Origin of the sequence: Alkalihalobacillus deserti (assembly GCF_020734105.1) — a bacterium.
Lineage (GTDB): Bacteria > Bacillota > Bacilli > Bacillales > Bacillaceae_D > Halalkalibacter > Halalkalibacter deserti.
Window position 1 is genome coordinate 1 of sequence record NZ_JAJAFR010000020.1, and the last position, 19,819, is coordinate 19,819.

The following is a 19,819-nucleotide window of genomic DNA, read 5'->3' on the forward strand; positions in this document are numbered from 1 at the left end:
AGCTCTTAATTAGTTCGCTCGACTTGCATGTATTAGGCACGCCGCCAGCGTTCGTCCTGAGCCAGGATCAAACTCTCCATAAAAGTGCTTGATTTGTGCTCAAACTGTATCGCTAACGATACGTTGTAATTTTACCAAATCACTTAAAATTGACGAGAAAATCATGTTTTCTCTTTTCGCTTGGCTTTTGTTCAGTTTTCAAAGAACTCGTTGTCGTTCTTGGCGACTTTAATATCATATCAATCAATGTAATAAAAGTCAACATTTTTTTGAAAGTTTTTTTCTGAGATAAAAGATACTTTCTTGAACAACGAGATTAAATTTATCATTATCTCATCAAATAGTCAATGCTTTTTTACAAGAGATTATTAATTGTGCCATTTTTCATCTTTAATTCAAATCTCCTACCATCTCCAAAACAGAGGTTTTTACTTCAACCTCTCCCAGTAGCAAAGCATTTTTGCTATCATTTTAAACTTCTCATTCTTTCTTATTAATGATTCAAGACATAACCCTCGTCTAGTTAACTAGAGCAGAAAAAGAACAGCCTTCATATAAAGGCTGTTCTTTTTCTAAAACGTTTACTCTGATAAGAAAATGAAGTAAGCAAGGAAAACAAAGAACAAAGCATACATAATTGGATGAACTTCTTTTCCTTTTCCTTTTGCTAACATTGTTACTGGATATAATATAAAGCCCATTGCAATACCTGTAGCAATACTAGATGTCAATGGCATCGCAATAATTGTTAAGAAAGCAGGTACCGCAACTTCAAATCTCTTCCAGTCAATTAAACCTAGCGAAGAAGCCATTAAAATACCTACAATAATCAACGCCGGGGCTGTTACCTGCGCAGTTACAACAGCAAGTAAAGGTGAGAAGAACAAGGCAACTATGAACAATAATGATGTCACAACAGATGTAAACCCTGTTCGTCCACCTGCCGCTACACCCGAAGTCGACTCAACGTACGCTGTCGTTGTAGACGTCCCCAAGATGGCCCCAATTGAAGTTGCACTAGAATCTGCAAGTAATGCTTTACCAGCACGCGGAAGCTTATTATCTTTTACAAATCCAGCTTGATTCGCAACTGCATAAAGCGTTCCAGCAGTATCAAAGAAGTCTACGAATAAGAACGTTAAAATAACGACTAGTAACTGCCAAGTGAAAATAGTTGACCAATCAAGCGCAAATGCTTGACCAAAAGTTGGAGCCAAACTCGGTATTGCACCTACAATTGCTTGAGGAGGTGCAATGACCCCCGTTACCATACCAGCAATAGCTGTTAGAACCATACCGTAGAAAATTCCACCTTTAATCCCACGCACCATAAAAATAACGGTAATCACTATACCAAAAACAGCAACTAAAGTCGGCCCAGAAAGCATATGCCCTAGACTTACAGCAGTCGCCTCATCAGGAACAACAATGCCAGCCCCTTTTAAACCAATAAAAGCAATAAACAATCCAATACCGGCTGAAGCCGCGTATTTTAACTCAGAAGGAATGGCATTTATAATAACCTCACGAATTTTAAATAACGTAATAAGAATAAAAATAATACCCGAAACAAAAACACCGAATAATGCAACTTGCCATTCAATCCCCATGCCAAGAACAACCGAGTAAGTGAAGAATGCATTCAACCCCATACCTGGTGCAAGCGCAATTGGGTATTTAGCTAATACCCCCATGATTAATGTTCCAATCGCTGCAGCTAAAGCCGTAGCAGTGAAAACAGCACCTAAATCCATTCCTGCATCTGACAAAATCATCGGATTAACAAATAGGATATAAGCCATTGATAGGAACGTTGTTAATCCAGCTATCGACTCTCTTCTATATGTCGTACCATGTTCTTTAAACCCAAAATAACGATCCATTTTGTTTCCCCCAATAAATTAGTCTTACTCGTAATATAAACAAAAAAAAAGCTTCCCATGCATCTCGCTTGGAAGCTTAACTAACAAAAAATCGTATATTCCACAAATGGAACAGATTGATTTTTTCGTAGTCAAGCTCTTTACGGGATGCTCGGTAGAAACTCACAGACCATATCCCTGCAATTATACGAAAAGAATACTATTCTTTCACGAGCAGAATTGTATCAATCAATCTATTCATTGTCAACAAAAAATACGAACGTTTTCTGCTTTTTTTTATCAATCGTTCGTGTTTATACTTTTATTCCCACTCAATTGTTGCTGGTGGCTTCGAAGTTACATCATAAACGACACGGTTTACATGTTTTACTTCATTGACAATTCTTGTTGAAATGATCTCAAGAACATCCCAAGGAATACGCGCCCAATCCGAAGTCATACCATCAATTGACGTAACTGCTCGGATTCCTACCGTGTAATCATATGTTCTAGCATCACCCATAACCCCTACACTTCTCATGTTAGGAAGAGCCGTGAAGTACTGCCAAATTTCACGTTCAAGACCTGCTTTTTTGATTTCCTCACGTAAAATGGCATCTGATTCACGAACAATCTCTAACTTCTCATCCGTTATTTCCCCAAGCACACGAATTCCCAAACCAGGACCCGGGAATGGTTGACGCCAAACAATTTCATCTGCTATTCCGAGTTCCGCTCCAAGTTTTCGAACTTCATCTTTAAATAAAGTATTTAACGGCTCGATTAATTTAAAGCGCATATCTTCAGGCAGACCACCTACATTATGATGGGACTTAATCGTTTGAGCTGTATCCGTACCACTCTCAACAATGTCAGTATAAAGTGTTCCTTGAGCTAGGAAATCCATGTCTTTTAACTTTCCAGCCTCTTCATCAAAAACGTATATGAACTCATTTCCGATAATTTTACGTTTTTGTTCTGGATCCGTAACTCCTCTTAATTTACCTAAGAAACGGTCTTGTGCATCAATTTTAATCACTTTCATATTAAAACCTTCACTAAACGTCTCCATCACACTTTCAGCTTCCCCTTTACGAAGAAGTCCATGATCAATAAACATACAAGTCAATTGTTCACCAATTGCTTTATGGATCAGAACAGCTACAACCGATGAATCAACACCGCCGCTTAACGCACAAAGAACCTGCTTGTCCCCTACTAGTTCACGAATTTTTTCCATTTCGACTTCCACAAAGTTCTCCATCGACCATTCGCCTTTACAACCACAAATTTCAAAAGCAAAGTTTTTCAGCATCTCGTTTCCAAATTCTGAGTGCCGAACTTCTGGATGAAATTGAACTCCATACATACTTTGTTCTTCATTACTCATTGCTGCTACAGGAGTTGATGGGTTAAAGGCATCGACGACAAAGCCTGCAGGTGGAGCGGTAATTAAATCCCCATGACTCATCCAAGTTGATTGTTCAATTGGTAAGCCTCTGAAAATCTTTGATTGGTTTTCAACTTTAATGGTCGCTTTCCCATATTCACGATGATCCGCTGCATCGACTTTCCCACCAAAATGTTGAGTCATCAGCTGCATACCATAACAAATACCAAAAATAGGAATACCTAAATCATAAATAGCAGGATCACACTTAGGAGCACCCTCCACATAAGCACTATTAGGTCCACCAGAGAAAATAATTCCTTTTGGATTCATCGCTTTAATTTCTTCTGCCGTTATCTTATTTGAGTGCAACTCACTATACACACCTAAATCCCGAATTCGTCTTGCGATTAATTGATTATATTGTCCTCCAAAATCAAGGACAATGATCATTTCTTGGTTCAAATCCGTCATACTTTCCCACCCTTTTTTTGTTTTCATCCATTCTACCTAATAAAAAAACTAGAATCCACCCATTGTCCAAAACAATACAAAGGCAGAATTCTAGTTCTGCCTTCATAGTCAGATTGTTTACGGTAATCTGGCAGAGACTCTCAGGCCATATTCCTAAGGATATACGAAGGTTTATTCGTCAATTCACATTCTGATTAATTCTATCAGTGACCTCGCACCCGGTCAAGAATCGATTTTGCGAACGAATGTTATCCAGTTAGATTTTTGATTCGACCAACTTGAATCCATTGATTGGCCACCATACATAATCTTTTCGTACTCAACTGTTAAACTCATCATTTCATTTGCAGAATATTGCTTATCCATTCTTTCCGCATATTCCCTAAGTGTTTCACCTTCTTGTCTCTTCCAACCAAGATACGTTAACAGCCAAAGTAGACGTTCATAAGCTTGAATAAAAGCTTTGTCATCATCACGACGAGCAAACCTTGTTAATGTATAGTATCTGACAATCCGTTTATTTCTAAGCAGAACAAAAAGAAGAATTCCAACAACTGCTGCTACTAGTATCCACGGCCCACCTGAGATAGTCCAATTTCCAGAAGCTCCGCCATTTGAAGACGTAGATGATTCATCATCGCTCTCTAGGTCAGCAAATACATCTTCCACCTCTGGTTCATTCTCAGATCCTGGTTCAACCGCTGTTTCTGCGTCTTCAATTTCCACTTCAGGCTCAATAAAATCAACATTATTATCAAACCCGCGTGTTGGCTCGAATGGTACCCAACCAACTTCAGGAAAATAAACTTCAACCCATGAGTGAGCATTTCCATTTGTCACCTGATAGACATCTCTTGTATCGTCAAGAGATTCAATTACCTCTCCTTGTGTAAATCCTTTTGCCCACCTCGCCGGAATATCTAGAGTCCGTAACAAGACAATCATAGAAGTAGAGAAATTATCACAGTAACCTCGTTGCGTTTCAAACAAAAATTGATCGACATAATCTTCACCTTCTCTAGGCACAGGGACATCTACTGTCTCATATTGAAAATCTCCCAGACCAAAGAAAAGTTCCACTGCTTTTGCTCGATCATATCGATTGTCCGCATTTCCTGTAATTTCTAGCGCCAGTTTCGTAACTCGCTCAGGCAAATCATCAGGAAGTTGCGTATAATATTGTTGAATCACTTGCGGGTCTTGTTCACTTGATAAACGAAGTCCTTCAATTTGGTAACTAGGATACCTATACTCGTAACGATAATTGGAAAGTTGAACAGCCTCCGTGCCATTATACGTACTAGCTTTACCAGTATAGGCATCTTGGAACAGATCAGCATTCCTTATTTGATCTGTAACTAGCAACTCACCAGGATAAAATAAATGGTCAAAGAGAATTCCACCAGACTCATTTGTAAAAGCTAACTCTACCTCTAACTGCTCATGTGTAGCAATTGAAGGAGAAATGTCTAACATTGACTCTTTTTTCTCAAGAGGCGTTGTTGTATCCCACCCTCTACCTGTGTAAAAGTCTTTTGTCTCTCCACGCCAATAGTGTTCTTTGGTAGAAGCTGCATAAAAAACAGGCGTGTTGTCATCCAAAAAACCTCCACCAAGCCGTTCATCATTGTCTCCATAGCCAATTCTTTGGACCGGATCACCAATGCCACTCTCACCCATACCAACAGCAGCACGTACAAAGGGTACAGGATCGCCCCATTGCGGTTCTAGCTTCGGAGAAAACAACCCTAGCACTCCACCTGCCCCTATCATGATGACCAACAAGACAGCAAGTCGAACTGGCAAAAACTTAGGAGCAGAATAAGAAGGTTGCTGCTCAATCATTCGATACATTGTGACTAAACCTAGTAGCAAAAATCCAATGATAAAGGTGCGAATAATAGCAAAAGTTGCATCATAAATAGTAAATGTATCTATGACCGTTACATAAATAACGGTAAAAATAAGAAAAAACAAGATTCTTCTAGCATGAACCGTCCAATAAAACAACAAATAACTCATGATAGATAAGAGTACAAAGAATAAAAAGCTACGAAACATATCTGTTAGCGCATGCCAACCTCCAGTAAGCATTAATTCTATATTACCCTTAATATCAATCACAATGAGTCCAAGCCAGTCTAATGAAAAAAATCGACCTTCAAAAAAAACTAAATATAAACCGTAGAAGATAACAAATATTTTTAACAGCATTGAAAGAACAACAGGTAACTGTAAAAAAGTAATAAAAAAGAACACCGCTGTTACTAACACAAAAACGTAGATAAACCCAGTATCTGTTACATGCGGGAGCGGCAAAAGCCATTCCAATAAAAGCAAGAAACTAAGGCCATAAAGAAGGAAATCCCTTCCAGATTCCATTTGCCTTTTTTCTATACGCATGACTCCGCCCCCCTCTTAATTACTCATTTTTCATAAACACTGAAACTCCTAATTTCTCTAGTTGTTTCAAAAAAATTTGATCTTGATCGGTTATCGAAACCATACAAATCGTTAAAATGACATCCTGGTTTAACATCGTCTTACAAGCTTTAACAACCTGCTGATTTAATTCCGAACACACATAATATACATGCATTCCTTTCCAATCACGATAAATGACATCAATGATATTAACCGCTTGATTGATCGGTTCAGCCTTTGCTAATAAAAGTAAACCTTGTCCCACAGAGCGTTGCGTGACACTTACTGACATCCAATCGTGAAAGCGAACAGCTATTCTAGGTGGAGATTGCTTTTCCAAGAAAGTAGCGACTAGTGAAGCTGCCAATTCGATTGAATGCTCGAACATTAATTCTGATCCAGGTTGACAGTAAGAGTCAAAGGCAACAATAATACCTTCACCTTGATAAGATTCAAACTCCTTGGTCATTAAATGAGCTGAGCGAGCAGATTGCTTCCAGTCAATGGACGTCAGTCGGTCACCTGGCACATATTGCCGGACACCAGCAAGCGATCGATCCTCTTCAAAGGATTTCATAACTTGAAGTCCTTCCAACTGCCTCGGACTACCGTTAGCAGGAATTGACTTCAGCTTCTGAAAACGAGGATAGACAAGGACCGTTGTTTCACAGTTTATGGTCGATGTTCGTTCAAACAACCCAAATAAATCACCAAATACCATTGTCAGTTTTTCAAAAGTATGACTTCCTCTTTTTACATCATACACCGTGTAAGAAAAGACTAGCCTCCTCTGAAAGGAGAAGAAAAAAAGCGAACCAGACTCTTTATAGTTTCCTAGTTTACGAGGAATAACATCTTGAACACGAACAAAGAAAAAAGGTTGAAATGCACGCTTATGAATCGTTATTGTTAACGTAAGCTTTTCACCAACTTGTAAAACATCCTTACTGACTAGGCGTTCTAGACGATCGATCCGAAACGGATAAATCGCAATTAAAATTGTAGAAACCAAAACAGTCATGACACTATAAAATAAAAACCAGCTAACAAAACCACCTTGAAACATCGAATAGGAAAAAACGGTTAAGACAAAACCAATTAGAAATAAAAACTTAAAATAAGGGCGTAATTTTACCAACAAATTCACATTCACGAGCGAGTTAACTTTCTTTGATTGACCGGAATATTCACATGTTCAAGGATGGATTGGATCACTTCGTTAGCTGTCCGATTAGACATTCTACTTTCTGCTGTTAACGTCATGCGATGAGCCAAAACATAAGGAGCTAGAAGCTTGACATCATCCGGTATCACATATTCTCTCCCTTGTAAAAATGCATAAGCTTGAGAAGCTTTCATCAGCGCAATCGTCCCCCGAGGACTCACTCCTAATTCAACCGCTCTATCCTTTCTTGTTTCATGAACAAGATCAACCATATACATTTTCACTTCTTCACTAACAAGCGTGCTCGTGATTTCATCTTGAATAGCTATAACCTCATTTGTAGACATGACAGTTTCCAAGGATTCTAGCGGATGATGATGTTGCAATCTATTTAGAACCTCAAGTTCCTCTAATTCGGTTGGATAACCTAGGTTTAACTTGATTAAAAATCGATCTAATTGCGCTTCTGGTAGCGGGAACGTTCCGGCATACTCAATTGGGTTCTGAGTCGCCATAACAAAAAACGGCTTCTCTAATTGAAGGGTTTCCCCATCAACGGTCACACTTCCTTCTTCTAAAGATTCTAATAAAGCCGACTGTGTCTTCGGCGATGTCCGGTTAATTTCATCAGCAAGCACGATATTGGCCATAATAGGACCTGCACGAAACTCAAACTGTTGCGAACGCTGATTAAATATCGAAACCCCTGTCACATCTGAAGGTAAGAGATCAGGCGTAAATTGAATTCGTTTAAATTCCGCTCCAAGTGAACGCGCAATGGCTTTTACCATCATCGTTTTCCCGACACCTGGCACATCTTCAAGAAGAACATGCCCTCCTGCAAAAAGAGCAACCAGGCTTAGTTCAACTTCTTTTCGCTTTCCCACCACGACTTTTTCAATATTGGTTATAACTTTCTCTATTTGATCACGCGATGTCACCATGCAACTGCCTCCATTCTACTAAAAAAACAACTAGTTTCATCATACCATTTCATTTTCGAAATAACGTTACAATTGCATTACCAATTTTTTGAGAGTAGATAGGGATATAGAATGTTTTATCGAATATATATAACACAATATTTAAAATTCCTCGGTATACTTTCTTTCAAATTTCATATATTTATCTTTCAACCATGTTTGAGTATGAAAACTAAAAGGAGGGGTAATATGGGTCTTTGCTTATCACTCATAGTCATTGGACTCACTATAGGATTTGCTACATTTAGCTACTTTGGATTACTATTGGGATTGATCGTTGCATTACTAATTTCATTGATTACAAATCAACTCATTTATAAAAAAAGCGTAGAAAACTCTCCTTCACATTTCAATTCTGATTGAATCCTTTTAGAATTATCGATATTTCCTCCTCTCTAGTGCATACTATTTAGTAAAAGGAGGAGGAAATATGACTTATCATTTATACTCTCATAACGATTTAGACGGAGTCAGCTGTGGCATTTTAGCCAAGTTATCCTTTCAAGAAAATGTGGAAGTACGTTACAACTCCGTACAAGGACTTGATTTCCAAGTAGAGCGTTTTTTAGAACAAAAAGCTCATAACGATACTGTACTCTTCATTACTGATTTATCCGTACATAGTGAAAATGAAAAGCGCCTCCAACATTACTTTAATAAAGGAGGAAAAGTAAATTTACTCGATCATCACAAAACCGCTCTTCATTTTAATAAATACAAGTGGGCAACTGTGAAAGTGGAATATGAGGACGGCCGCTTAGCTTCTGCAACTTCGATCTTCTACGACTATTTAAAAGAAAATAATCTTATCGATGGCAATCCTGCGATTGACACTTTTGTCGACCTCGTTAGACAGTGGGATACGTGGGAATGGGATAGGAACAACACCATCGAAGCTAAACGTCTAAACGACCTCTTTTATATGATTGCGATTGATGAATTCGAAGATCGAATGATTCAGCGGCTTCAAAAAGCAAACTCTTTTTCATTCGATGATTTCGAAGAGAAGATCTTAAATATGGAAGACAACAAAATCGAACGTTATATTCAAAGAAAAAGAAGAGAGCTAGTACAAACATTTATTGGTGGTTATTGCGTTGGGATTGTCTATGCAGAGTCCTATCATTCTGAACTTGGAAATGTCATTGGAAAGGAAAGTCCTCACCTAGATTATATCGCTATCTTAAATGCAGGTGGTAAAAAAATCGCCTTTCGAACGATCCATGATGAAATTGATGTATCGAAAATAGCGAATGATTTCGGCGGTGGTGGGCATGCAAAAGCTGCTGGATGCAGCATGAATGAAGAAGCCTTCAAATTATATATAGCAGAAACATTCCCATTAGAATCATTAAGAATTGACGCTCCACGTAACCAAGTTAATCTAAAAGGAACGAAAGATGGATCCCTATACACGGACCGAGAAGATCATTTCTATTTTATTTATTTGAATTCAGATCAAGAGTGGGTCCTTAAACAAGATAAAATTATTTTAAATGGATTTAAAACCTTTGAAGAAGCAGAACGTTACATGAAACGTAAGTATGGAGCTTGGCTAGTACGAGATGACGTCTTTGAAAAATACAAGTCTAACAACAAGCAACTAAAAAGCTGAGCAAAAGCACCCTTTTATAGTCGAGGCAACAACTTGGAAAACTAATTAAAAATCTAGTCTGAACTCGAATAGGTTCAGACTAGATTTTCATGCTAAATCCAAATCACAGGTACAATGCGTCTAAATCAAACTCAGGTACTAGCCCTTCTTTCATCGCTCGGCCGAGCAAAGCCTTTACAGCCGCATACCCATCTTCTCCAAGTTTTTCTGTAAATTCATTAACATACAAGTCGATATGTGACTTAGCAACTTCAATGGATAGCTCTTGAGCATGCTCCAACACATAAGTCTGAGAAACTTCTGGATGGGCCCAAGCATAGTTAACAGAAGCTTTTACCCATTTAGTGATTGCTTCGATATCCAAAGAACGATGGGCAATAATAGCTCCCAAGGGAATTGGCAGACCTGTATCCTCTTCCCACCAATTACCGAGATCGGCCATTAAGCTGAGTTCGTAAGATGGATAAGTAAACCTCGCTTCATGTATGACAAGTCCAGCATCAATCATGCCATCTCTAACGGCTGGCATAATCTCATGAAAAGGCATTACAACAATTTCACCAACACCGCCAGGAACATTTTGAGCGGTCCAAAGACGAAACAATAAATAGGCAGTCGACCTTTCACTTGGAACCGCGACTCGACGCCCAGATAACGCAGCCGGGCCCTTCATATTACTTTTCGTTAACACTAACGGCCCGCATCCTCTTCCAAGTGCACCTCCACAGGGGATAAGAGCATACTTATCTAACACCCAAGGAAGAGCAGCGTAAGAAATTTTTTGGATTTCAGGACCTTTCCCTTCTGCAGCCCAATTATTCGTTTTATCAATATCAGCATATGTTACATCTAGCTTAGGTGCGCCAGATATTAATTCATGTACCCAAGCGTGGAACACAAATGTATCGTTTGGACAAGGGGAAAATGCTATTTCCATTAGTTAAACACCTCTCGTAAGACAGAACTAGCCTTTTCTAAAGCAACTAGTGCCTCTTTTATTTTCCACGCATCTCGATCACGCGGGCCAACCATATTGGAAATTGACCGTATTTCAAGAACTGGAATGTTCTTTCTTTCCGCAGCAACAGCAACCCCAAAACCTTCCATTGCCTCCGCAACAGCGTTCGGTACTTTTTTTGCCAACTTCTCTGCTGTTTCTAGTGTCCCAGTCACTGTTGAGAGTGTCAATATAGGACCTGACCGAGCTTGCAGACCTTGCTCAATCAGCGCTTTCGTTACAGAAGTATATAGAGTTTCATTTACCTTAATACAAGTGCTACCCAGATTCAATTCTTCTAAATTTGAGAAGCCTCCTTGTGTCTCTGCCCCTAGATCCGCAGCAATTAACTCACTCGATACGACGATCGATTCTACATCGATTTTCCCTTTAAAGCCCCCAGCAATACCAGCATTAATCACTAAGTCGAATTTAGTTGCAGCTAGAATAAATGCCGTATTCACAGCAGCCGAAACCACCCCTACCCCAACAACAGCTACTTCTACACCCTGAATATGACCTAATCCTCTTAATACAGCTTGTTTTTCAGCCTCAACAGAAGTTACGACCAGAATTCGATTGTTTTTGTTGTGTATGTATTCATTCATTAGAGACGCCCCTTTGCCAAACTCTTCCTTTTACTTCGATGAACGCGCTCGCTCTTGGCTAGTATAGCATTTTACCCCATTTAGGTCCTATCTTATCATCCTGATTCTCTCTAAATAGTTTCGTTATTGTAACAACAGAGCAATAGCTTTTGTCAACGTGTCGATTAAGGGTTAACGCATAATTAACAATAGAAATGGATGTTATTAAATCGGCGGGCAAAGTACTCATTTTCTGTAAATGGTTATACTTACAAAAAAAACCTACTCAAAAGTTTAGTCGATTGAGTAGGTTTTTTTATTTGATTAGCGTATGATTTACAATCCATTTAATAAGCAAATTGTTTATTCCCAAGCATTTTAGTTAATGTGAGCAATAACACCTTCATCATCATCGAGTACTAACTTGATTCCAGCAAATGGATCAGAATTTAAATATTCTTCAAGCCATAAGCGTAGTGCCTCAATCAGGTTTGCAGTGATTAATACTTGCTTTCGTCCTTCTACAAAAGCTTCCGCGGAAAAGCCATAGTCATCATCAAACATCAGTTCCACTTCAACTTCTTCAGGTTTTACTTGTTTTTTACGTGATATATAAACACATACAGCATTAATAATCTCTTGCTCAGAGAGTTTTAACTTCTCCATGGATGAGTTTCCTCTTTTTTCTTTTTAGATTTAAATAACACGAAAACTTTACGAATAACAACGATTAAAACGACAATCGCTAAAACATTAATCATAAAGCCAAGAATTGACCCTAGTACACCCATGTTTGTGAATAAACTACCAAATAGCAACCCAGCAAGTCCACCTAACATTAATCCTTTCATTAAACCACCTGATAAAAATCCGCCTTTTGGATTTTTAGTAGTCGTAGATTTATTAATTGCATTTGTGTCTTGTTGTTTATTTTGGATATTCGACTGATTGTTTGTACTATTCGTTGTATTATTAAAACTTTTCTTACCTGAATTGTATTTTTTGGCTTCAACTATTGTTGGTTGATCTTGAAAAACGATGTTTCCAACAGGTGAAAGCAGTAGTGCTGCTACAAGTAAAGCTGTGAATACTTTTTTCATTCATAATCCCCCTGCGACTATAGTACTTTTTGTATTTACCAGATTTATTATAATACACTAATGACAACTTAGATATAAATTACTGATATTTTTGCGAAAGAAAGGCTGCTTAACGCATTTATTAGTCCCTATTACATTTATATAGGGAGTTTATCTACTTACTATTACTTGTTCTATGATTCAATACATCACTTTGAAATTTTTTTAATCTCTTCATAGTCAGGCGCCAATCTCGTTGTTCTCGCTTTTTCTTTTTTCTAATTAACATTTTCAATGCTTCTTTGCGCGACTTGCCATTGAACATATTTTACAACACTCCTTTTTTGAAACTGTGACTATAGATAATATCTATGTCGTAACACGCCTGACTTATGAAAAAGATCCAGACAAAATAAAACCACTCATCACTGATTGAGCGGTTTGCATGTTATCTTGAAACTTCAGCTCGTGCGGTACTTTCTATTAGGTTCATCCGTATCAACCTAAGTTCCTTTCCTTTAAATTTTGCCATTTATCACTTGAATTTAACATTTGTTCCGTTCTAATTTTATCTAAAAAAGCATCAGAGAGCCCGATGCTTTATCCAAATTGTGCGTAATGCAAGCGACTATACATCCCTTCTCTCTCTATTAAATCTTCGTGTTTCCCTTGTTCAGCAATTCCTTGTTTTGTGACAACCATGAATTGGTGATTATAAAAAAAGAGAGGAAATATCAGCTCTCTACCTTGGTGTCATAAATTTCAAAGATTACTAATTGATGAAAAGAAGTATTTTGGATTGTTAATGGAACTCTAGAGCATAAGCACACCAGTGCAGCGTTTAAGAGTTACTCTAATCGAGTTGCTAAAAAGTTAACGTTCAGCGAGTCTCACAATTTTTCCAATAAATTAGACATTTCATTAAGATGGGAATATCATTTACATAACCGTAAACCGTAAGAAAGGAGACGACATATGAAAGAAGTTATTGTAGTTGGTGCAGTGATTCAAGATGAAAAGAAGCGTGTCTTATGTGCATTAAGGTCTCCTTCTATGTCCTTGCCTAATTATTGGGAATTCCCTGGCGGCAAAGTAGAAAAAGGAGAAGGCTATCCTGAAGCATTAATAAGAGAAATTCAAGAAGAGTTAGCTTGTGATGTTATAGTGAAGGAAAAAATAACTGAGGTCACCTATGATTATGAGAACATTAGAGTTCATCTGCATACTTATTTATGTAGAATCAAGAAAGGAACTCCAGTAGCTAAAGAACATGCTCAGCTAGAATGGGTTGCTTTAGAAAAGTTAATGAATTTAACCTGGGCACCTGCCGATATCCCCACTTTACATATCATTACGGAACGATAAAGGAGATGTTTATTTGACTTATAGACCTTATCTTGCAATGATTCAAGAATCAGTCCAAAAAGACGATGTGACGTTCGAAGAGATTTCCCCCTATTATTTATATCGTGCGCAAAGAGAGAAAAAGTCCTTTATTATGCATGATGTTGAAATCGGCTTAAATAATAGTGCTAGTCTAAAGTTAGCTCGTAGTAAGTCAGGAACTTACTCAGTTCTTAAAAAAGCAGGAATTCCAGCCGTAGAGCATCTTTTTTTATTAAATCATTCTTCCAGATTTTCAAAAACCAACTCTTATCAATTAGCTACCGACTATTTTCATTCTTTTAATGAGAGCGTTGTGTTAAAGCAGGATGATGGTTCTCAAGGCGAAAATGTTTATAAAATCACCTCAGCTGATGAGCTTAAGATCCAATTAAAAGCTTTGTTTTCCTTGCATTTGAATGCCTGTCTTTCCCCTTTCTATTCATCAACATATGAATACCGTATTGTCGCGCTCAAAGGGGAGCCTAAACTTTTTTTAGCTAAAGAACGAACTACTTCTTGGAAGCACAATTTGATAGGTGGTAGTCGGTCCAAGGATGTCCCTCCTGCTCTCATACCGTCCTTATCCAAGATTGCAATCGACACCGCTCAAGCGCTTGAATTAAATTTTTGTTCAGTCGATATACTAGACACGACGAATGGTCTACTCGTATTAGAAGTAAACGAACAAGTGATGCTTGATGAATATATAAAAGGAGATCCCAGCCGAAAAGAAAAGGTATCCGCTATCTATCGTGAAGCGATTTTAGAACGTTTTAAACAATTGTAAAAGAACAGAGGAAGCTTCAAAAGAAGATCTTCCTCTTATTATTTTCCGATATCCAATAAAGAGTGACCGAAAAGACGTTTGGCGTTACCAATGAACGTTTGAGTACCAATGATTACTATCAGCTCCGCGTCTTCTTCCTTCCTCACATAATTTAGCGCTCCATGAAGAACAGGAAAGCTAACACTGTTCGAATTGTATATAAGAGCGGTCTCTAAGTCATCTTTCGGAAAAGGTAAATGACTAATGTCTGGTTTTGTTACAATCATCAGGTCAGACACCTCGCTTAAAACCTTTATGACACCTTCATAATCTTTATTTGCCGGAACACCTATTATCGTTACCGTTCTCTTTGCTCTTTTGCTATCTATTATCTTTACTACTTCTTTGACATAATTAGCTGTTAATTCATTGATGGCTCCATCTAAAATGACCGTAGGACTTAATTGGATTACTTCACAGCGCCCTGGCCATTGAATGTGTGTGAAACATTCCCTTAAAAGATGTTCATTTATTGGCCCATTTACGATATCTTCAGCAATGCTTACAGCCATTCCCGCATTTAATGCTTGAAATTCCCCTAATAGCGGTACTGATAACTGAGCATAGGTCATTCGTTTCGTTTGAACAGTAAAGTGAGTACCTTTCGTTGTCATCTCGATATGCTCAATCAAGAAGTCATTCTTATAAGATTTATATACCTTATTGTTTGGCAATCTATCCTTTAATAGAGTCGATACTAATTCAGATTGTTTGTTAATAAATACAGACTTTGTCTGATCTTTTATAATTCCTAATTTATGTGTCACAATGTTTGAAAGATGCGGACCTAAATGGGTTACGTGTTCTTCCATAATCGGTGTTATCACAGCCCACTCATTATCTAGGACATTTGTGTCATCATACTTTCCGCCTCGACCACATTCAATAACATTAATATCTGTTTTATTTTCTTGAAAATAAATGGATGCAATGGCAAGAGCAATCCCAATTGGTCCCTGGTACTCGTTATCTGCTAGACTTTGTTCTATTGTTTCAACAGCACCCTTTATTTGATTACTAATTCTGATCAAATCTTGATCTGAAATTGCCTTTCCATCTATTCGAATTCGTTCATTAAAATCAACTAAGTGAGGAGAGGTAAAAAGACCGACTCTAAAACCGAGGTGGCTTAATAAAGAAGAGATAAACCTAGATGTTGAGCCTTTCCCTTTACTTCCGGTGACCAAGATGAACTTTTGTCCCTTATCAGGCGAGGCAATTAAATCTAGAAGACGCCTAGTTAACTCAGGCTTTTTCACTTTCTCGTCTCTTACTTCTGTTATATGATTAATCGCTTTTATATACGAATAGTAGATTAAATCTTCTGCGTCTTTTACTGTGTTGATGGACATGGTCCTGAATATCTCCTTCATATTCTACTTTTGTTCTTTCCTACACCATTATATTAAATTAAAAAAGGATGAGAAATGATGTTTAACTTCTATTTACTGCGGGTAACTAATATTTGTTCACATCTAAGACTGACGATCATGATGCAAAAGGACCGTACTAACTGGAAATTAGTACGGTCCTTTTTATCTTAAATCATTTGTTTAATAAAAACGTAGCAAGTCACCGTAGATAATTTTATCTGAGTACCCTAGATCTTGTTGTGCCTTATCCATATAAGGTTCACAGTTAGATGTGATTGTTTCCCATCCATACGGCTTGGAATAACATACACCTTTTGTATACACATAATCGTCGGTGATAAAACTTCCGTCCCTAAGAACAGCAAAGGAGTCACGCTCCGGTGAAAATAAATCTGAACCAAATTGAATATCATACTCCGACTCTATTCCAAGCAAGTGCATGACCGTTGGTTTAAGGTCAATTTGTCCAGATACTGTATTTTTGATTTCATGAACATCATGGCCTGGAATGTGAACAATCATTGGCACACGCTGTAATTGAATCGTGTCAAAATTAGTAATCTCTTCTTTATTTAAAAACATACTCATCGCTTTATTATGATTTTCTGAAATCCCATAATGATCGCCGTATAAAATAAAAATCGAATCCTCGTACATTCCTTCTTCTTTCATTCTAGTAAAGAAATGTTCAACAGCATCGTCCATATAACGCACTGTTGGGAAATAGCGGTTTAACGTACCACTATTCGAATCAAATTCATTTATCAACCGATCTTCTTCTCCCAATTCAAAAGGGAAATGGTTTGTTAACGTAATAAATTTAGTAAAGTAAGGTTCGGGTTGCGACTTTAATAGATCGATAGATTGTTCAAAGAAGTCCTTGTCCTTTAATCCCCAACCAATTGAATTCTCTTCATTGACTTCATAAGAATTAATGTCGAAGAAGGAATCATACCCTAATGATTGATACATGACATCACGGTTCCAAAAACTTTTATTATTGGCATGCATAACGGAAGTATGATAGCCATCTTCCCCTAAAATTTCAGGAAGGGCATTAAATGAATTACCTGAGTGAGTAAAAAAGACCGAACCGCTATCTCGACCGAACAAGGAATTCGCCAACAAGAACTCTGAATCTGACGTTTTCCCTTGAGCGGTTTGATGATAGAAGTTATCAAAGTAATAGCTTTCTTTGATTAACTCATTTAAGAAAGGAGTAATTTCTTCTCCATCTAACGTCTTATTAATAACAAAACTTTGAATCGATTCTAATGAGAGAACAATGATATTTTTATCTTTAGCTATTCCAAATAAGTCTTGATCCGGCTCTTTGTAAAGCTGATTTCGATAATCAATGACCTCTTCCATATCTGAACCGTTTGCAAAAACACGTTGTGTCTTTGATTGTGACTGAATAAAAGCATCATATATATGGTAATTGATCATTCCGATGTTTTTCACAAGCAATTCACGATCAAACGATCTTGTTAATAATTCACTACGTTCTTTATGAGCAATCTGTAAGTTTACAAAGAAAAGTAGAAACGCTAAACCAACAATCGCAAAAGCTTCCACTTTCTTTTTGCTCACTGTAGGAATTTTACCTTTTAGTAATAAGAATGTTAAAATTAACAAATCTACAATCAAGAATAAATCTTGGAATGCCATTAATTCTAACACACTACTTGATAAATTCTTTGCGTTATTCGTTTGGAATAACACGGGTAATGTAATAAAATCTGAAAAGAAACGATAATAGACTAAATTCAAGTACAAAATAATGGTGGCAACAGCACTAGTAACAATCACCATCACATTTCTCATTTTACCACTGAAAAATAAACTGAGTCCTAATAGTAGGACGGCCGAACTGATAGGATTTATGATTAGAATAAACTCCTGTAGATAATTATCTGCTGGAATATTAAACCCTATTTTATAAAGAATATATGTTTTTAATGTAAGGAAAAAGACTCCTAAACCCCAAAAATGTAATCTTGATCCTATCGACTTAATGTTAGTCATTTCTCGCAAACTCCTCCCATGAAACATCTCAAACCTGATCTGATATAGACCAGTTTCATTTAACAAAAGGAATCATATCACATAACTGCCATACTTAAAAGTCGCTTGAAAACGGTTACAAAAATACAAAAACGTTCATTATCTCCATTATTCTTCCATTTACACATTATTTGAATTTATTTTACGTCCGCTTAACAAAGAAGAACAGAATTAGACTAGCTCTAGCGTATTTAACCTCAGTCTCTATATCAATGTTCTTTACTTACGCTATTTTTTTCGGCTTAACATACAAAATCTATTATGGCTTTAACCCTTCAAAACTTATGACTTCTCATTCTTGAACTACATATTGTAAGTAGATTTGATCACTTGAAGGGAACATTGGAACTTACTTAATTTCCACGCTTCCACAGGAAAATTCACACAATTTAACACATTCTTAGCTTTATAAGCTCTTTTATTCTTGGTTAATTGTGAACAATAATCGATTAGAAAAATGAAGGTAATTTGGTGAATTATAGTGAAATATCTAGAAACTTGCGGAAATACTAGCGAACCGTGTAGTGAACAATTATCATTTTTGTCGGCAGTAACCGTAGGCTAAATATAAAACGTCTTTGGAGGTAGTTAAAAATGAGCGAGAATTCGTCAGGAACACCAGAAATTCATAAAAATGCTGTATTTAATACAGATATTCAAAAGGTTTGGAGAGCCGTAGCAACCTCTGAAGGTATTGATTCTTGATTTATGCCAAATGATTTCAAGAGTGAACTTGTCATGAATTTACGATCGAATCACCTTTTAATCCAACTCTTTGTAAAATATTAGAATTAGAACCACCAAATCTTCTGGTTTTTTCTTGGGGAGACTTTGGCTGGAATGTTACATTTAAACTAAAGGATTTAGGAAACAAGACGGATTTCACTCTCATTCATGCTGGTTGGGGGTAGTCTGCTGCCATTATCCCAGCACCATCTCAAACAAATGTAGAAATTAGAAATCGCATGGACAATGGTTGGGAGTCGATTGTTAATGATAAACTTCGTAAAGTAGTTCAATAGAAGGAACATCTACATAAAAAAAACAAGCGCTTATTCAAAAGTCGTGACCTTAGAATATATGAGAGATAAGATTGGAATATCCGTATTAATGTCTTTTTTAGATTATTATAATAGATTCTTCTTAAGCGAACGAAGCAGAAAGTTCATAATAAAATTGAAGGCTTGAGGAATTGAACCTCAAGCCCTTTGTTACTATTTTTTTCATCTAAATACCATACAAATACGAGTGCTCACTGCTCTGGAGTTGTCTCTGAGAGGAAACCTAAGAGGGTAATTTACAGATTGTTCACCTTTAAAACAATGCTGATTCTTTTGCTAATTGCTCTTTTATCAACTTATATTTAGCGTGATGGTGCGGGGTATATCTAAGGTAAAGCCTGCTGCTTTTTGAGTCGAAGTGGGTTTTCGCGGGGGGGAACGATCAATTTACGACCACATCCTTTCAACAATTTATGATAATATTCGCTATAAAGAGACAATTTCCTTTTGTTGCGTGAAAATACTTAAGTAGAAAATCTCACCTTTTGCTCCTTGGCTAATTTGGCGTTTTATCTGCTAATTACAAATTT

General features: G+C 37.2%; 14 protein-coding genes, 1 rRNA gene, 1 pseudogene and 2 riboswitches. Of the genes and pseudogenes, 4 read left to right on the forward strand and 12 right to left on the reverse strand.

The features are described from left to right. From LDX58_RS21250 to LDX58_RS21275, 6 genes are all read right to left on the reverse strand, one after another. Positions 1-83: ribosomal RNA gene (locus LDX58_RS21250) — 16S ribosomal RNA — on the reverse strand; the annotation flags it as partial. 498 nt (positions 84-581) lie between these two features. Beyond that, on the reverse strand, positions 582-1,883 hold the full coding sequence (locus tag LDX58_RS21255) for an NCS2 family permease (RefSeq protein ID WP_227939187.1): 1,302 nt from the start codon (positions 1,881-1,883) through the stop codon (positions 582-584). A gap of 108 nt (positions 1,884-1,991) precedes the next feature. After that, positions 1,992-2,094: riboswitch (purine riboswitch) on the reverse strand. Between the two features lie 90 nt (positions 2,095-2,184). Then, the gene (gene guaA, locus LDX58_RS21260; RefSeq protein ID WP_227939189.1) at positions 2,185-3,726 is read right to left on the reverse strand and encodes a glutamine-hydrolyzing GMP synthase; all 1,542 of its coding nucleotides are present in this window, start codon (positions 3,724-3,726) and stop codon (positions 2,185-2,187) included. A gap of 85 nt (positions 3,727-3,811) precedes the next feature. Next, a riboswitch (purine riboswitch) is annotated at positions 3,812-3,913 on the reverse strand. A gap of 35 nt (positions 3,914-3,948) precedes the next feature. Continuing rightward, positions 3,949-6,129 (reverse strand): transglutaminase TgpA family protein, encoded by a 2,181-nt coding sequence (locus LDX58_RS21265; RefSeq protein WP_227939191.1) that lies wholly within the window; start codon positions 6,127-6,129, stop codon positions 3,949-3,951. A 19-nt stretch (positions 6,130-6,148) separates the two neighbouring features. Beyond that, positions 6,149-7,288, reverse strand: a complete 1,140-nt coding sequence (locus tag LDX58_RS21270) for a DUF58 domain-containing protein (RefSeq protein WP_227939193.1) — start codon at positions 7,286-7,288, stop codon at positions 6,149-6,151. An 11-nt stretch (positions 7,289-7,299) separates the two neighbouring features. After that, positions 7,300-8,259, reverse strand: a complete 960-nt coding sequence (locus LDX58_RS21275; protein ID WP_227939195.1) for an AAA family ATPase — start codon at positions 8,257-8,259, stop codon at positions 7,300-7,302. A 469-nt stretch (positions 8,260-8,728) separates the two neighbouring features. Between LDX58_RS21275 and LDX58_RS21280 the strand changes: the two genes are divergently transcribed. Beyond that, positions 8,729-9,913, forward strand: coding sequence for a DHH family phosphoesterase (locus LDX58_RS21280; protein ID WP_227939197.1), 1,185 nt, complete (start codon positions 8,729-8,731; stop codon positions 9,911-9,913). Positions 9,914-10,016: 103 nt separating this feature from the next. Here the strand turns inward: LDX58_RS21280 and LDX58_RS21285 are convergent, their stop codons facing one another. The 4 genes from LDX58_RS21285 to LDX58_RS21300 all read right to left on the reverse strand — a co-directional run bounded on the left by LDX58_RS21285 (position 10,017) and on the right by LDX58_RS21300 (position 12,597). After that, a complete protein-coding gene (locus tag LDX58_RS21285; RefSeq protein WP_227939201.1) occupies positions 10,017-10,850 on the reverse strand; it encodes a 1,4-dihydroxy-6-naphtoate synthase in 834 nt (277 codons plus the stop codon). Next, on the reverse strand, positions 10,850-11,518 hold the full coding sequence (locus LDX58_RS21290; RefSeq protein WP_227939202.1) for a futalosine hydrolase: 669 nt from the start codon (positions 11,516-11,518) through the stop codon (positions 10,850-10,852). The genes LDX58_RS21285 and LDX58_RS21290 overlap by 1 nt, the downstream gene beginning before the upstream one ends. Positions 11,519-11,875: 357 nt before the next feature. Beyond that, complete coding sequence (locus tag LDX58_RS21295) at positions 11,876-12,163, reverse strand: YxcD family protein (RefSeq protein WP_227939203.1); 288 nt, start codon at positions 12,161-12,163, stop codon at positions 11,876-11,878. Continuing rightward, on the reverse strand, positions 12,151-12,597 hold the full coding sequence (locus LDX58_RS21300) for a hypothetical protein (protein WP_227939205.1): 447 nt from the start codon (positions 12,595-12,597) through the stop codon (positions 12,151-12,153). The genes LDX58_RS21295 and LDX58_RS21300 overlap by 13 nt, the downstream gene beginning before the upstream one ends. A 954-nt stretch (positions 12,598-13,551) precedes the next feature. Between LDX58_RS21300 and LDX58_RS21305 the strand changes: the two genes are divergently transcribed. Both LDX58_RS21305 and LDX58_RS21310 read left to right on the forward strand, forming a co-directional pair. Further along, positions 13,552-13,941 carry a (deoxy)nucleoside triphosphate pyrophosphohydrolase gene (locus LDX58_RS21305; protein WP_227939207.1) on the forward strand — a complete coding sequence of 130 codons (390 nt, stop codon included), beginning with the start codon at positions 13,552-13,554 and terminating at the stop codon, positions 13,939-13,941. A gap of 13 nt (positions 13,942-13,954) precedes the next feature. Beyond that, on the forward strand, positions 13,955-14,749 hold the full coding sequence (locus LDX58_RS21310; RefSeq protein ID WP_227939209.1) for an ATP-grasp domain-containing protein: 795 nt from the start codon (positions 13,955-13,957) through the stop codon (positions 14,747-14,749). Between the two features lie 38 nt (positions 14,750-14,787). Here the strand turns inward: LDX58_RS21310 and LDX58_RS21315 are convergent, their stop codons facing one another. Together LDX58_RS21315 and LDX58_RS21320 are read right to left on the reverse strand one after the other, a co-directional pair. Then, positions 14,788-16,140: a bifunctional folylpolyglutamate synthase/dihydrofolate synthase gene (locus LDX58_RS21315; RefSeq protein ID WP_227939211.1), complete on the reverse strand. Its 1,353-nt coding sequence runs from the start codon at positions 16,138-16,140 to the stop codon at positions 14,788-14,790. 201 nt (positions 16,141-16,341) lie between these two features. After that, complete coding sequence (locus LDX58_RS21320; RefSeq protein WP_227939213.1) at positions 16,342-18,189, reverse strand: LTA synthase family protein; 1,848 nt, start codon at positions 18,187-18,189, stop codon at positions 16,342-16,344. A 633-nt stretch (positions 18,190-18,822) separates the two neighbouring features. On the opposite strand from LDX58_RS21320, the pseudogene LDX58_RS21325 reads away from it, so the two are divergent. After that, positions 18,823-19,250: pseudogene (locus tag LDX58_RS21325) on the forward strand (SRPBCC family protein). Positions 19,251-19,819 lie beyond the last annotated feature (569 nt).